This is a genomic window from Paenibacillus sp. ClWae2A, assembly GCF_032452295.1.
Lineage (GTDB): Bacteria > Bacillota > Bacilli > Paenibacillales > Paenibacillaceae > Paenibacillus.
In genome coordinates, this window is sequence record NZ_JAULSQ010000002.1 from 381,546 (window position 1) to 395,648 (window position 14,103).

At 45.1% G+C, this 14,103-nt stretch carries 12 protein-coding genes; 1 reads left to right on the forward strand and 11 read right to left on the reverse strand.

The annotated features are described in order from the left end of the window. Window positions 1–179 precede the first annotated feature (179 nt). A complete protein-coding gene (locus QVE09_RS07810; protein WP_315936354.1) occupies window positions 180–1,220 on the reverse strand; it encodes a SepM family pheromone-processing serine protease in 1,041 nt (346 codons plus the stop codon). Window positions 1,221–1,534: 314 nt separating this feature from the next. On the opposite strand from QVE09_RS07810, the gene QVE09_RS07815 reads away from it, so the two are divergent. After that, entirely contained in the window at window positions 1,535–2,881 is a 1,347-nt protein-coding gene (locus QVE09_RS07815) for a nucleoside recognition domain-containing protein (RefSeq protein WP_315936355.1), read from the forward strand. On the opposite strand, the gene coaD is transcribed toward QVE09_RS07815, so the two are convergent. From coaD to QVE09_RS07865, 10 genes are all read right to left on the reverse strand, one after another. Continuing rightward, window positions 2,859–3,365 (reverse strand): pantetheine-phosphate adenylyltransferase, encoded by a 507-nt coding sequence (coaD, locus tag QVE09_RS07820; protein ID WP_085981453.1) that lies wholly within the window; start codon window positions 3,363–3,365, stop codon window positions 2,859–2,861. The two genes, QVE09_RS07815 and coaD, sit on opposite strands and share 23 nt — an antisense overlap. 1 nt (window position 3,366) lies before the next feature. After that, window positions 3,367–3,975 (reverse strand): 16S rRNA (guanine(966)-N(2))-methyltransferase RsmD, encoded by a 609-nt coding sequence (gene rsmD, locus QVE09_RS07825; protein ID WP_315936356.1) that lies wholly within the window; start codon window positions 3,973–3,975, stop codon window positions 3,367–3,369. Between the two features lie 301 nt (window positions 3,976–4,276). Then, the gene (locus QVE09_RS07830) at window positions 4,277–4,711 is read right to left on the reverse strand and encodes a hypothetical protein (RefSeq protein WP_315936357.1); all 435 of its coding nucleotides are present in this window, start codon (window positions 4,709–4,711) and stop codon (window positions 4,277–4,279) included. Window positions 4,712–4,753: 42 nt separating this feature from the next. After that, complete coding sequence (locus tag QVE09_RS07835) at window positions 4,754–5,038, reverse strand: hypothetical protein (protein WP_315936358.1); 285 nt, start codon at window positions 5,036–5,038, stop codon at window positions 4,754–4,756. A gap of 108 nt (window positions 5,039–5,146) precedes the next feature. Further along, window positions 5,147–5,452 (reverse strand): hypothetical protein, encoded by a 306-nt coding sequence (locus QVE09_RS07840; RefSeq protein ID WP_062833752.1) that lies wholly within the window; start codon window positions 5,450–5,452, stop codon window positions 5,147–5,149. Between the two features lie 170 nt (window positions 5,453–5,622). After that, window positions 5,623–8,670: a beta-galactosidase, LacZ type gene (gene lacZ, locus QVE09_RS07845; protein WP_315936359.1), complete on the reverse strand. Its 3,048-nt coding sequence runs from the start codon at window positions 8,668–8,670 to the stop codon at window positions 5,623–5,625. 158 nt (window positions 8,671–8,828) lie between these two features. Beyond that, window positions 8,829–9,659: a carbohydrate ABC transporter permease gene (locus tag QVE09_RS07850; protein ID WP_315936360.1), complete on the reverse strand. Its 831-nt coding sequence runs from the start codon at window positions 9,657–9,659 to the stop codon at window positions 8,829–8,831. After that, complete coding sequence (locus tag QVE09_RS07855; protein WP_278295763.1) at window positions 9,652–10,551, reverse strand: carbohydrate ABC transporter permease; 900 nt, start codon at window positions 10,549–10,551, stop codon at window positions 9,652–9,654. Before QVE09_RS07855 ends, QVE09_RS07850 begins: the two co-directional genes overlap by 8 nt. 131 nt (window positions 10,552–10,682) lie before the next feature. Next, entirely contained in the window at window positions 10,683–11,975 is a 1,293-nt protein-coding gene (locus QVE09_RS07860; RefSeq protein ID WP_315936361.1) for an extracellular solute-binding protein, read from the reverse strand. A gap of 343 nt (window positions 11,976–12,318) precedes the next feature. Next, complete coding sequence (locus QVE09_RS07865; protein WP_315936362.1) at window positions 12,319–14,088, reverse strand: sensor histidine kinase; 1,770 nt, start codon at window positions 14,086–14,088, stop codon at window positions 12,319–12,321. Window positions 14,089–14,103: the final 15 nt, after the last annotated feature.

Below are 14,103 nucleotides of genomic sequence, written 5' to 3' on the forward strand. Positions count from 1 at the left end.
AAAAAATCCCCTTGCTGCGCGCCGCTCAGGCACATCGCAACAAGGGGATTCTCTCATTAACCTGATACGCTCATTTCTCTTGATCACACTTCATTCGCTGCAATCCATTCTTTCTGATATCAACCGTACTTATTCATCCGTTTCAACTCGACTCCATCTCTTCCCGCCCCATCATAATCCTATGATTTCACGGACAAGGTTTTCAAATACGCCAGCGCATCATCCACCGTGCTCACAGGCACAAGTTTCATTTTGGTGCCGATCTGTTCAGCCTTGGCTGCTGCTTCCTTATAGTTATCCTTCGGCACAAAGAAGATCTCCGCTTCTTTCCGGTCAGCAGCTACAATCTTGTGCACTACACCACCAATGGCACCCACCACACCGTCCTTCGTAATGGTACCTGTACCCGCAATTCGATGCCCCTTAGTCAGATCTCCAGGTGTTAACTGGTTGTAGATTTCCAACGTAAACATCAAGCCGGCAGACGGACCACCAACCTGAGTATCTGTGAAGGAAATCTGTTTGTTCGGATCTTCAGCTTTCACCTTCTGAACCGCACCAATCATTACTCCGAGTCCCGGGCGGGTTTCGCCCGTTTTATTGTCTTTTACCTGAATCAGTTTCACGTCCCGGCTAATGGTCTCTCCACCACGTTCCAGTTGCATTTCGACCGTATCTCCGACCTTTTTATCTTTTAACTGGGCAGAAAGCACCGTATTATCCGGCGTAGCTGTTCCGTTCACTCCCAGAATGATATCTCCTGGAGCAATATCTCCTTCCGGTTTTGGATCTTCGGACAGGCCAAATACAAAGATATGTTCAGGTACAATAGAGTAAGCCACACCAGCCTGTTCATATGCAGCCTCCATTGCGGAGGATTGTGAGTCACTCATGAACCACACCTGTTCGGCAGAGTATTCCGCTTCGCTTTTGCCGCGCAGTCGGTCTTCCTTTTTATCCACTTGAGCATTTTTATTGAACAGAGAGGTTCCTAGCAAAAACACATTGGCATATGTTGCCGACACGGTCGTCATCATGAACACACCGCGTTCTTCCCGGTCTCCGCCCTTAACGGTCACCATTGGTTTTACTTCATCTGCACTGCCAGGCATATATATGATATACGGCGTTGGCATGTACACGGCAACATAGACGACCAGAGCCACCACGATCACAAAGATCGAAGCTCTGAATCCGCCAGATTTCCGAATCCGATTCATCGCATGAGCCTCCGTTCTTTGTCTCTCTATATAAGCTGAACTCTACACTAAAAAGGGATCGTAATTCCACCTTGTGAATACTTTCATTCGTCGGTTAGATTCACGCTCTTTATCATGCAGATACTCAGCTCATCTTGTTTAATCATTTTTTTCAAGTCTAACACTCTGGTCCCTGTGCATACAATGGTACAGGCCGGATAGGCCGCTGTATACAATAGCCTGTCCGGTCAAGGCCGAACCGCCCTTCGGGCGTCATTCGGCCGTCCATAACGATTCAGATGCCAAATCGGCGTTATCTGATATGAGGTGAAACGATGACATTACAGAGCGAGGTTAGAGATTCTGGCCCGTTACGAACGATAATCCTAAGTACCGGCGCTTTAATGCTGGTCATTGCGGTAGTTGCTTCCCCAAAAGAAGCGTTTGATGCCTCTATTCAAGGTCTGGATATATGGTGGAAAATCATCTTTCCTGCCATGCTCCCGTTTCTCATGTTATCCCAAATGCTCACTGCGTTTGGCTTCACCCACGCGATCGGCGCCTTGCTCGGACCGTTAATGCAACGCTGGTTCAGACTCCCTGGCAACGCAGGTCTGGCAATTGCCGTTGGCATGTGCGGTGGATTCCCCGCAGGAGCAGATGCGGTGTCCCGTTTATTTCAGGATAGACAAATTACCGCCAAGCAGGCGGTTGTCCTTGCGGCGGCATCTCATTTTGCCAATCCAATGATGATCATACTGGTCGTTGGTGCTGCTTTTCTTCACCAGCCAGCGGCCGGATATTTTCTACTCTTGGTCCACTGGATCAGCGGCTGGATTGCGGCCATTCTTGCCACGCGTCTCCTGCCTACACCAGGTAACCAGACAAACAGGGTTGGCTCAACAGCTGTGCAAGCAGATAACAGCTCTCTTGGCACTCAGCCTGCAAGTCCTGCAAGTCCTGCAAATTCCACAAGTCGCTCATCTGCACCCCATCACTCTACGCTTAAACGACGCAATCTATGGTCGGAACTGATGATTGCAGCAAGAGAAGCCCATCGTCGTGATGGAAGAGGGTTTGGCAAACTGCTCGGTGACACCGTATCCCAAGCTGTGCAGACCTTGATGATGACTGGTGGATACATGATCGGTTTTGCCGTATTTATCCGGTTGGTCTCCCTATATCTGACTCCCGGGTCCTCTGCTGCGCTGTGGCCAGCCTTCTTTGAGCTTCACCTGGGCACCTATCATTTGAGCCAGACTTCAATTACACCCGCGCTGCTCATACCTCTACTTGCAGCCGTTCTGGGATGGGGTGGTTTATGCTCCCATCTGCAAGTCTCCGCTGTCCTGAAAACAACGGGTCCAAGCAGCAAATCGATGTTGTACTTTGCCGGAGTTCGTCTGACTCATGGATTAATCGCATTTTTCATCAGTCTGTTCCTATGGATGCCGTTCAGCCGTTATAGCACAGAAGTCTGGACCACTTTACAGACGAATGCAGAGAAGGACCTCTCGACACCATTCGGTTGGTTATTCATACATAGTCCAGGTAACACATACCCGATCAACACCATTTGGAGTGTCTTCCCTGCTGCATGTATAGGTCTTGCGTTACTTCTTGCATTGATGATTAGTCTGTCAGGTCTTACCTTCTGGTTTAACCGCCGGTTTTCTCGCTGATTTTCTGACGGAGGGCAGCTTCCACTTCAGGTGAGACAAGATCTGTAACATCTCCATGATAATGAGCGATTTCTTTGACGATGCTGGAACTTAAATAGGAATACTTCGGATTCGTCATCATAAATATCGTTTCCGCATCCGGATTCAACTTGCTGTTGGTCGATGCCAATTGCAATTCGTATTCAAAATCAGTTACCGAACGTATACCACGAACGATGACCTGAGCTTCCTTTTGCCGGACGTAATTGGCCGTCAGATCGCGGAAACTGTCCACCTCCACATTGGGTAGATGGCGGGTTACTTCCGTAATCAGTTCTTTGCGTTCCTCCACCGTAAACAGCGGATTTTTGCTCATATTGTTCAACACAGCCACAATGACGCGATCAAATTGCTTCGACGCTCTGGCGATAATATCGAGATGCCCCATCGTTACGGGATCAAAACTTCCAGGATATACGGCAATCCGTTCCTGTCGATGTATCATTTCAGTCATGAGGAGCCTCCTCTTCCGGTGTAATGGCTTCTCCATCTTCAACTGCTTCAGGCGCATAATAATAGATGGATACTGCCGTCTCCCCATACAAAGCCTTGCGCGTTTGTTCAAACGGGCCGAATTGCTCAGGGTAATCATGTTTGGATTCATATTCAAGCACGATGGTTGCTTCGGGTTCCAGAAGATCCAGTTCGTGCATGGTCAGCATCAACTCGTGCCCGTTCTTCATGCGATATGGCGGGTCGAGAAACACCAGATCAAACGTTGTGCCTCGCTTGGCGAGTGCCTTCAACGCACGACCTGCATCATTACGATATACAGCCGCCTGGTCTTCCAGCTTGGTCGCCTTCAGATTCATGCGGATGACTTCAATACTTTTTGATTCCAAATCAACAAAAACAGCCTTGTCCATGCCGCGGCTTAGTGCCTCAATACCGAGACCTCCACTGCCTGCAAACAGATCCAATGCTGTGCCGCCCTCAAAATAAGGACCAACCATGCTAAATAACGCTTCCTTCACCTTGTCGGTGGTCGGTCGCGTGCCTGTGCCAGGAACAGCCTTCAGCGGCCTGCCTTTTGCACTCCCAGATACCACTCTCACTGACGAGTCACCTTTTCTCTATGTAAGTTTATTGATACGGCTATCGTACCACACTCGGGTTCAGTTTGAAAAATGTGCAGTCTTCATTTCCCTTGGAAAATTGTTGACGAATTGTTGACGCATATGTATAAAAAGGAAACAATCGGGCGATTCTATAATTATCGACATCACAAGTGTCGTAGACAACCGCGGAGAAGACTTACGTTTCCCCATAAGCTCTTCGTCCGGTTTCTCCTCTCCCATGAAAAGTAGGCCCTCGAAAGAGGGCCTATTTTTGTTGTATAAGTTTTCATTTATTTTGTTAGTTATACTTTTCTTCAAAATCACTTATTTCGGCTTCCTCTTCGGTCTGCAACCATCCAATCTCCCTTAGCCACATCCCCATATCTGCGATAAATTCATTTGTGTTTAGATGTTCAATCTTGTATTTCTTGATCTTTTCACTTAAAAAAGAATAAAACTCATGGCTTAATACATACCGTTGTTTGCTTTTGCTTAATGTCTTATACCGATCCTCGCTGACCACCAGATCAAAATAGATGACATTCTCCTTCTTCACATGCCTGACCTTGGACCTTCTCTCGTATTCCTCAGGGAGACACCTGAAAACAAAGAATAGTTCAATATCAACGATTTGATATTTGCTTTCTGCTTGATCAAAAACAGACTGCAACTCATCCGAGAGATTGGCAACCTGCGTTAACCCTGACGTGTCCGTTGATTTGCCCAAGATCATGATTAAGCTCCTTCTTGTTTATTTTCCCAACTTAACAAGACCTTACGAGTTCAGCTCTCGATGTTTCCGATTGGAAAGTCGCAAATTGATCAATGGAATGATGAGTAAAACAACTGGCAAGAGAAGATTTATTGAACGTGTCTTAATCATCATGAAGGTAATAAACAGCACGGCGAGCCAGGTTATAATCTCCGTCATTTCATATTTGGTTAACGTCAGCTTGAATGCTTTTCTCGAAATGAAACGAACCAAGAAATAAGCGATTAGACTGTAGAACAGGATCATTCCCAAGATGGCAACAAGGATTATGAGGTACATATCCACCATAAAAATCTCACCCGACCCTTATATCTTTTCCTTAATTTTACCATATAAGCAATAGGGTGTCATTCCTAATTCCGAACCAGCGCTTCTTCAAGACTGGCAATCTACGCTTTACTTCTCTTCAACAACAATCGTTGCATTATAGATCACAACGCGTTTCCCATTAAGATCGAATAATACTTTATTTCCGTATTCCGTATCTTCCACGTCGATTTTGCCATCATAGGTCTGAATCAATTCACCATTATTGCTGTACACTTTAACAACCCTCTCCAGGCCGCCCGAGTTATTGGACCTCATCGTTTTGAGTGCACGTTCACCCGAAGCGGTATTGAAATACCATATGAAGCATCCAACAATGATGCCCAGAAAGACCAACACCGTCACCCATATACCTGTCTTTGCTTTTCTACTCATCTTGAACCCCCTCTTATGTTTCCTGTCTCGTACATTACGAGGCCGGAGAGAGAACGGTTTCATACAATGCCTCTCAAGCGGTTCGTTGACATAACAAAACAGAGGCCTCCGACGAGCGAAGACCTCTGTTCTTTATTTAATACATTCTTTATTCTGTACGATTCTTTTGCTTACAGTGCACGAATGACGAATTCAAATGTCAGTTCGCCGTCCGAAGGGATCAGGTATTCCGGATGAACTGGAGCACCCCAGCTGTCATCACCGCCAACACCCATTTGTTTACCCGCTACAGTCACAACCGTATAGTGCACAGGTGGCAATTCATACGCATGTTGTGCGTTCTCCAGCTCAAATGCCGTATATGGTGATACATTCAGCTCAACTGGAGTTCCGGATGCCTCAATTTTAAAGCCACGTCCCGCGTTGTCTGTCAATTTGGCCCAACGTACGCCCGTACGGTTGCCTGATTCCTGTGGTACAAGATATGGAGCCATGGTATCAGCTACCTTGCTGCCATGGATGCCCAGACGTGCGCCAAATGCGCGGTCTGCATAATTTTCTTCTGGTCCCATCGCGAGCCATTCCACGTTTTCGTAGTCAGGTGATGTTCTGAAGGACAATGCATGAATTGGCAGGTTTGGCAATCCGGCTGTACCTTTGTACGTATTATGCACGCGTACGCTTCCATCTGCATGAACGGTATAGACCACTTTCACTTGTACATCCTCCGAAATGTTGAGTTTGTACGTGAACTCGATCCGGTATTGATCCGGTTTCTGTTCCGCTTTCCACTCTACAGAACGTGGCATCAAGCTCGCTGCATACCAGGCACCCAGTTCGAAGCCCATCGCCATACCTTTGTCATTATCCGTCATTGCACGCCAGAAGAGCGGTGCAGGTGGTACGGCAATCGTCTCACGACCGGACAATTTCAGGGAAACCAGTGTCCCGAACTGTTTGGAGAACAGCGCATGCGTCTTGCCAGCACGAACACCAATGTTAACGTCACCTTCAACCACCTGTACATCACTTACATGGTTCAGGTCCGTCTGGGCTGCATCATTTACCTGATCCTGTGTGAAAATAAACTGTCCAAATGCCACTTCTTCGCCTTTGTCAGCCCACAGCGTAGCTTCTTTTAACACAAATGCAGTGTTCACAGCGTACTCGCCGCCCGCCAGAGATTCTGCGCCCAGCGGAAGTTTCACTACCGTCTCGCTTTGTGCATCCACGTTCACTTCCAATGTTCCACGCAGCACTTCATGTCCCTCGCGCTCCAGGCTGTATACCAGTTCCAACGCAGATGTATCTGCGAACAGGTTACCGTTCACGATTTTGACGCCTTCACGATCCGGGAACAGCTTGATGTTCTGATACAGGAATTTAACCTCCTGCATTTTTGCAGTTACTTTACGATCAGCATGAACGATACCGTTGCCACAGAACGAATAGTCAGATGGTCGATCACCGAAATCTCCGCCATAAGCGAGGAATTCTTTGCCGTAACGATCTTTTTTATAAATGGATTGGTCGATGTAATCCCAGATGAATCCACCTTGATACATCGGGTATTTGTCTTCCAACTCCGTATATTTGTGCATACCGCCAATAGAGTTACCCATAGCATGCATGTACTCACAGCTAATATAAGGTTTGGTCGGGTTGGCATTCAGGAATTCTTCAATGTCCGCCGGTTTGGCATACATGCGGGTCTCCATATCACTTGTCTCATCGAAACGACGATCATGGAATACACCTTCGTAATGTACCAGACGTGTTGGATCAGCTGATTTGAAGTATTGGGATACTTTGTAGATGACTTCACCGCCATGAGATTCATTACCACAAGACCAGATCAGAATGGACGGATGGTTTTTGTCACGCTCGACCATGGATACAGCGCGGTCCATAACGATATCATGCCATTCCGGTTTGTCCCCTGGAATAACCCATGAAGGCTCAACGGCACCAAGTTTCTGCCAAGATCCGTGTGTCTCCAGATTCATCTCATCAATAACATAGAGTCCATATTCATCGCACAGCTCATACCACAGACTTTGGTTTGGATAGTGTGACGTACGTACGGCATTCATATTGTTTTGTTTGATGGTACGAACATCCCACAGCATGTCTTCCTTCGTAACCGCACGTCCACGACGCGGGTTGAACTCATGACGATTCACACCTTTGAATACGATACGTTTACCATTAATGTGCATGACTTTGTCAATCATTTCAAATGTACGGAAACCAACGGCTTGAGGAACAACCTCAACAAGTGTACCCGCAGCATCATATACACGAATATAAAGGCGGTACAAGTATGGAATCTCTGCGCTCCACAGATTTACTGTACCGATATCTTCACGAAGACTTACTTGTCCATCGTTAACCTTGGATTCAAACGTTTTAACGGTATTGCCTTCACGATCACGAAGTTCAGCCTCTACATGTGCTCCAGCAACCGCTTTTCCTTCCAGTTTCAAATCTAGTTGCAATGTACCGTTCGTATAAGACTTGTCCAGATCTGTGCGAACATGAACATCACGTACGTGTGCAGCAGGGACCGTATACAGATACACATCTCTGAAAATACCGGAGAAACGCCAGAAATCCTGATCTTCCAGCCAGCTGCCTGTGCTTCGTTGATACACCTCAACTGCGAGCTTGTTCTCTCCATCCTGAAGGAATGGCGTCAGGTCAAAGTCAGATGGCGTAAAGCTGTCTTCCCCGTACCCTACGAATTGTCCGTTAAGCCATACATAAAATGCAGACTCTACACCTTGGAAAGAAATATATACCGGATTCGACTCCCAACCTGTTGGCAGGTGGAATGTGCGAATGTAACTTCCAACAGGGTTTTTATCCTGCGGCAATGCCGGCGGACGAATTTCGTTCAGACCATCCCAAGGGTATTGTGTATTTACATATTGAATCTGTCCGTATCCTTGAAGTTGGATATGCCCCGGAACTTCAATATCATCCCAGCCTTCACTGGAAAAATCGGATGTATAGAAAAACTCAGAACGGCTGTCTGGACGAATCGCATAGTTAAATTTCCACGTACCATTCAGATCATAACGCATGGACATCGCGCCTGAACCTACAGCCTCGTCCATTGTTTGGTAATAACGGTGATCGGAATAGGCATGAAGACGGTTCACCTCAAATACACTTACATCTCCCAACCAGTTGATATCTGCCTTTGTTGCTTTCATCGGCTCTCTCTCCCTTTAAAACGTTATAGTTTGACTTATTCAAGGTTTACTCTGGATTTCCTTTTTGCTTTACATAAACAAAAAAGACAGAGGTACGCCATAACAGCGCCCTCTCTTCTTTCCTGCACCCGTCATTTGCACGGATTATGCTGTTTTCATTACTTCACGGAACCTACCATACCTGCAACAAAATGTTTCTGCATGATGAAGAATACGATTGCTGTAGGCAGTGTTGCAATAACGATTGCTGTCATGATCACTCCATAATCCGGAGCATAACCAGCACCAAGATTTGAGATCAATAGCGGAATCGTTTGTTGGTCAGGCGTTTGCAATACAATGAGTGGCCACAGATAGTTGTTCCAGCTACTCATAAATGTAATGATTGCTGCCGCTGCATATGTTGTTTTCATTGTTGGCATATAGATCTTCAGGAAGATGCCGAGTTCACTCAAACCATCAATACGTCCAGCTTCCAGCAAGTCTTTCGGGAACATTTTGGTGTTCTGACGGAAGAAGAAGATCAGGAACGCTGTTGCAATGGTTGGCAAGATAACTGCTGCCATCGTATTGATTCCGATAACCGGTGCAACTCCCGAGATTGTTGCAAACATGCGATACAGTGGTACCATGATTGCTGCAAACGGGATCATCATGGACAACAACAGGATATTAAACACGATATCACGGGACTTCGTACGGAATACCTCGAAGCCATAACCTGCCATGGAACCAATCAACAGCGCCAGAGCAGTCGAGACCACCGAGATAATAGCCGAGTTCCCGAGAGCCTGCACGAGATTTGTCGAATCAAGCAGTTTGTTGAAGTTATCAATGAAAGCTGAACCCGGTAACAATCTGCCTTTGGTTACATCGACGGACGCATTCGTTGAACTGACCAACATCCAGAAGAATGGAAAAATGGATACAAAAGCGACGATGGACAGGAACACATAAGTGAAAACTCGTTTTGCTTTAAATTTAGCCATTTTTATTATCACCTGCCACTTTAAACTGGATGATGGACAATACAATAATCAAAATTACGATGGAATACGAAACGGTTGCTGCATAACCGAAGTCCGGTGAATATTTGAACGAAAGGTTGTAGATGTATTGTGAAATCGACATGGTCGCGTTACCCGGACCACCCTTCGTAATATTCATGATCTCATCGAAGATTTGCAATGTACCAATCGTTGATGTGATCGACGTAAAGAGGATAATCGGTTTGAGCAAAGGTACTGTGATTTTGAAGAATTGTGTAAAAGCATTCGCTCCGTCAATTCTTGCAGCTTCATAGATCGATTGATCGATGTTTTGCAGGGATGACAGATAGAAAATCATGTTATATCCGGTCCAACGCCAAGTAACGGCGATTATGATCGTAATTTTAGCCCAGAACGGGTCTGTGATCCATTGGATTGGGTCGCCTATAATGTGCAGACCCATCAGGAATTGATTCACCATTCCATCTGGTGCGAACAAATATTTAAATACAACAGAGTATGCTACCAATGAAGTTACACAAGGCAAGAAAATCGCTGTACGGAAGAAACTCCGGAACCGCAGTGTGCTGTCATTCAGCAATACGGAAATAAACAATCCGAGAATAATCATTACAGGCACTTGAATGATCAAGTAGATGAATGTGTTTGATAATGCTGTGCGGAACGTTGTATCAACTAACAATCTTTTGTAGTTCGCAAGGCCCGAAAATTCAAGATTGGCACCTTTGCCAGACTTGAATGATAAGAGCAGCGCTTGAATCATCGGATAGAAGTAAAAAGCTACAATTCCGATAACAGCCAGCAAAACAAAAGCCCATCCAGTCAAATTATTTTTCTTTTGGAGACTGTCTCCTGTATTTATGGCTTTCACAGTATGGCTCCTCTCTCTCCACGGAACATGGATAGAACCCACAGAGCCTCTCGCCTTATCCGGTTTGACTTGCGCCAGACAAGGGAGACGGCTCCGAGTTACCTAGGGTTCTATAAGTTACCTTGGGTGTCCTAGTTTAATTGTGCTTCAGCTTGTTTTTGTGCTTCGGCCAAAACTTCGTCAATTGATTTACCATTCAGATACGCTTGCATTTCAACAACCAAAATGTCTTCAATTGCATATGTGTTGCTACCATAGTTTACGTTTGGAATTTCTTTGGTCCAATTTGCAAAATCACTGAAGATTTTTTGACCGCTGAAGAACTCATCTGGCTTGTTGTACGCATCACCATCTGTAGCCGGTTTGTACGTACCAATCGCACCAATATTTGTCAACAAGTCTTGGTACAATTGTTTGTCAGAACCAAATGTTTTTGCCATGAAGTCAGCTGCTTGATCTGCACCAGGAACATTGTTCATAACATACCAGGAGCTGCCACCCAAGTTGGATGCATGTACAGAGTTAGGTTGACCAGCCATTTTCGGCATTGGAGCTACAGCCCATTTTCCGGATTGGGAAGCTTCTTGACGTACAGATGGTGAGAACCAGTTCCCTGTAGGAATTGTTGCTACGCTACCGTTATTGGCGTTGGCAACGAATTGACTCCAGTCAGAGTGCAATTTAACAATGTTGGCATCCATCATTTTTTTGTACGTTTCGAAAGCTTCTTTCAATGCAGGGTTAGTGCTAATGTCAGGTGTCTTGCCATCTTCTGCAGTGTACCATTTGCCTGCTGTTTGGATCATCATGCGAATGATTCCAAGATCATTCGGGTCAAGAGACAGCAGCTCTTTACCTGTTTTTGCTTTTACGTCTTTACCGATTTGGATGTAATCATCCCAAGTGATGTCTTGCAAGTCAGCAGCCTTGTAGCCCGCTTGTTCCAGCAAATCCGTTCTGTAGTACAAACCTGCTACGCCGGAGTCAAATGGAACTCCATATTGTTTGCCCTCATAGGATGTTGGTCCAATTTTGTAATCTGCAAAATCGGAAGCTTTAATCGTAGAAGACAAATCTTTGAACGCATCCGGATACGCACTCAGGAAGCTTTGTGCACGATAGTCTTCAATCAAAACAATGTTTGGAAGACCGCTGCTTGTTCCAGAGTTCAATCCTGTGTTCAGCTTCTGGATAATCGCATCTTGAGCATTCTCAATGATGTTGATCTTCAAATCAGGATTTTCTTTTTGATAAATTTCTTTTGCTTGTTCAAGAGCAGCGACGTTAAATGCTTTGTCCCAAGCCCAAATCGTAATTTCGTTTGTCTTTTCATCTCCACCACTGGCAGCTTTACCTCCACCACCGGATGAACATGCGGACAACAGCAGTACTGTAACGAGCATCAATACCCACATTTTTTTCAAAACATTCAACTCCCCTTCGACCTCTTTGTGTGTAACTTGTTTGCGTTTTCTGAAAGCGGTTGCTTTCGATGTATTCATCTTATCATTCCCATATCTCCATTCGTTAGTAATAATTTTGTGCGGATTTGTCATCTTATTGCCACAATGAAAACCTTTACAGAAACCGTTTGCATTAAATTTGTTTTTTTGTAATTTCTTTTGATTTTGTATTATCTTGATCTTGAAATCGTACAAATATGTGCGTTTACTTCAACTCTGACACAACAAAATCCCCCGTTGCTGTAGAAATACAGCGACGAGGGATCTCAAATTTTGATTGTATTCAATTGAAATAGGCTACCATTTAACTCGTGATTAATGGCAGTGTAACGGTGACTCTTGTCCCTTCCCCGACGGTACTCATAATGGTGACACCATAGGGTGAACCATATAATAACTCAATACGGTCATGCACGTTGCGAATACCGATACCGCTGAATAGTTGACGATTATTCTTCGGATTGGGCAACGTTTCTCCCATGACAAGCCCTTCAATTCCATCACCATTGTCCATGATCTCACAGATGAGTGATTCTCCCGCTCTGGAAACCATGACATGAATCGTGCCCGTCTCTTTTTTGATAAATCCATGGAAAAATGCGTTCTCGATAAACGGCTGGATCACCAGTTTGGGTACATGATAGTGTGTACAATCCGGAGCGACGTAGAAAGCAGCTTTAATCCGGCCACCATATCTGACGTGATTAATGAAGACATAATTTTTCAAATTCTCGACTTCTTGCTCCACTGTAACCGTCTGACTCACATCACTGATCGTATTTTGCAGCAATCCAATTAATGCATTAATGGTCTCCGCAGCCCTGTCTTTGTTGCCTTGTTGCACCAGAACTTTGACAGATGCAAGTGTATTGTACAAGAAATGAGGATTAATCTGACTCTGTAATGCCGCAAGCTCTGCGTTACGTTGTTCATGCTGCGTCTGTACTAATTGATCCACATAATCATGCAGTTCATCAAGCATATAGTTGTACGCATGGCCCAGTTGCCGACTCTCGTAACTGCCACTAACCGGTATATAGTTATCCAGATCACTTTTCGTGATATTAGACATCTGCTTCACCAGTCTGCGCAGTGATTTGGTGATTTGGCTGGTAATCAGAAACACCAGAACAAGCGCACCGATAACGATCGCTGTACAGATCAGCGCAACCGTCTTCATGTCAATGAGCTGTCCCATCGCCATATCTTTATCCACTACATTAATCAGGTAAAACCGATAAAAGGGCAAATACTCGGATAGAATAATGCTATCCTGCCCCATGACACGGGCATTAATACTTTTCGAAACGTCCACACTCAAATCCTTAGCATATGTGAGCAACTCCGGCTGAATTGTACCGATCCAGTCAAGACGGTTTGAAGATATAATTTCGCCCTTTTCATTCATAATAACAACATCATTACCTCGACTCGTGAAACTAGAATAGAACTGTTGGAACTCCACTTCTCTCATAGTAACGTAGAGTGTCCCGTATATGTGATTTCTTGTTCGATCCGTCAATGCCTTTGTTGCAGAGATCATCTGTAGCTCGCCTTCACTGGTATCACTGCGGTAATAGTCAAAGATTAGCCGACTCGGCGATTGAATTGCTGCTTTGGTAATAGGCTCCTGCTTCAATTCGTCCCCTGTCTTCTTAATGTAAGCCGGATTGGTGGAAAAACTTCGTCCGTTCACTCCCACAATGGTAATACCTACTTCATAAGACTCAATAATGGTTTGAACCCGATTCATTGTTTCACGCATATTATAGAAAGATTTGGCCGTTGAGACTGAGTCTGCATCCCCCTCAGACAGAAATCCCCGAATGGCACCACTTTGAGCTACATTATTGGTAACCGCAGCGATCGATTCATTAAAGGATTCAAAATTTGTCTTAATCTGATTTAGCACCTTGGAGTTTGTGATACTGAACGTCTCGGTAAAGAGATTGGTTGACATGTGAATAGTCGTCCACAAGATGAGTACAGAGACGAGAACAATACTGATGACCATAACCAGAAACAACTTGGGAAATAATCCGAGACGAGATAATCTGTTCATCCATTTCTTCATGATTTTATCCTTCTG

What these genes read in the sequence shown, in the direction of transcription:
- QVE09_RS07810 (WP_315936354.1), bottom strand. Translation starts at nt 1,220, where the DNA reads ATGAATCGGATTCGGAAATCTGGCGGATTCAGAGCTTCGATCTTTGTG.
- QVE09_RS07815 (WP_315936355.1), top strand. Translation starts at nt 1,535, where the DNA reads ATGACATTACAGAGCGAGGTTAGAGATTCTGGCCCGTTACGAACGATA.
- coaD (WP_085981453.1), bottom strand. Translation starts at nt 3,365, where the DNA reads ATGATACATCGACAGGAACGGATTGCCGTATATCCTGGAAGTTTTGAT.
- QVE09_RS07830 (WP_315936357.1), bottom strand. Translation starts at nt 4,711, where the DNA reads ATGATCTTGGGCAAATCAACGGACACGTCAGGGTTAACGCAGGTTGCC.
- QVE09_RS07835 (WP_315936358.1), bottom strand. Translation starts at nt 5,038, where the DNA reads ATGGTGGATATGTACCTCATAATCCTTGTTGCCATCTTGGGAATGATC.
- QVE09_RS07840 (WP_062833752.1), bottom strand. Translation starts at nt 5,452, where the DNA reads ATGAGTAGAAAAGCAAAGACAGGTATATGGGTGACGGTGTTGGTCTTT.
- lacZ (WP_315936359.1), bottom strand. Translation starts at nt 8,670, where the DNA reads ATGAAAGCAACAAAGGCAGATATCAACTGGTTGGGAGATGTAAGTGTA.
- QVE09_RS07850 (WP_315936360.1), bottom strand. Translation starts at nt 9,659, where the DNA reads ATGGCTAAATTTAAAGCAAAACGAGTTTTCACTTATGTGTTCCTGTCC.
- QVE09_RS07865 (WP_315936362.1), bottom strand. Translation starts at nt 14,088, where the DNA reads ATGAAGAAATGGATGAACAGATTATCTCGTCTCGGATTATTTCCCAAG.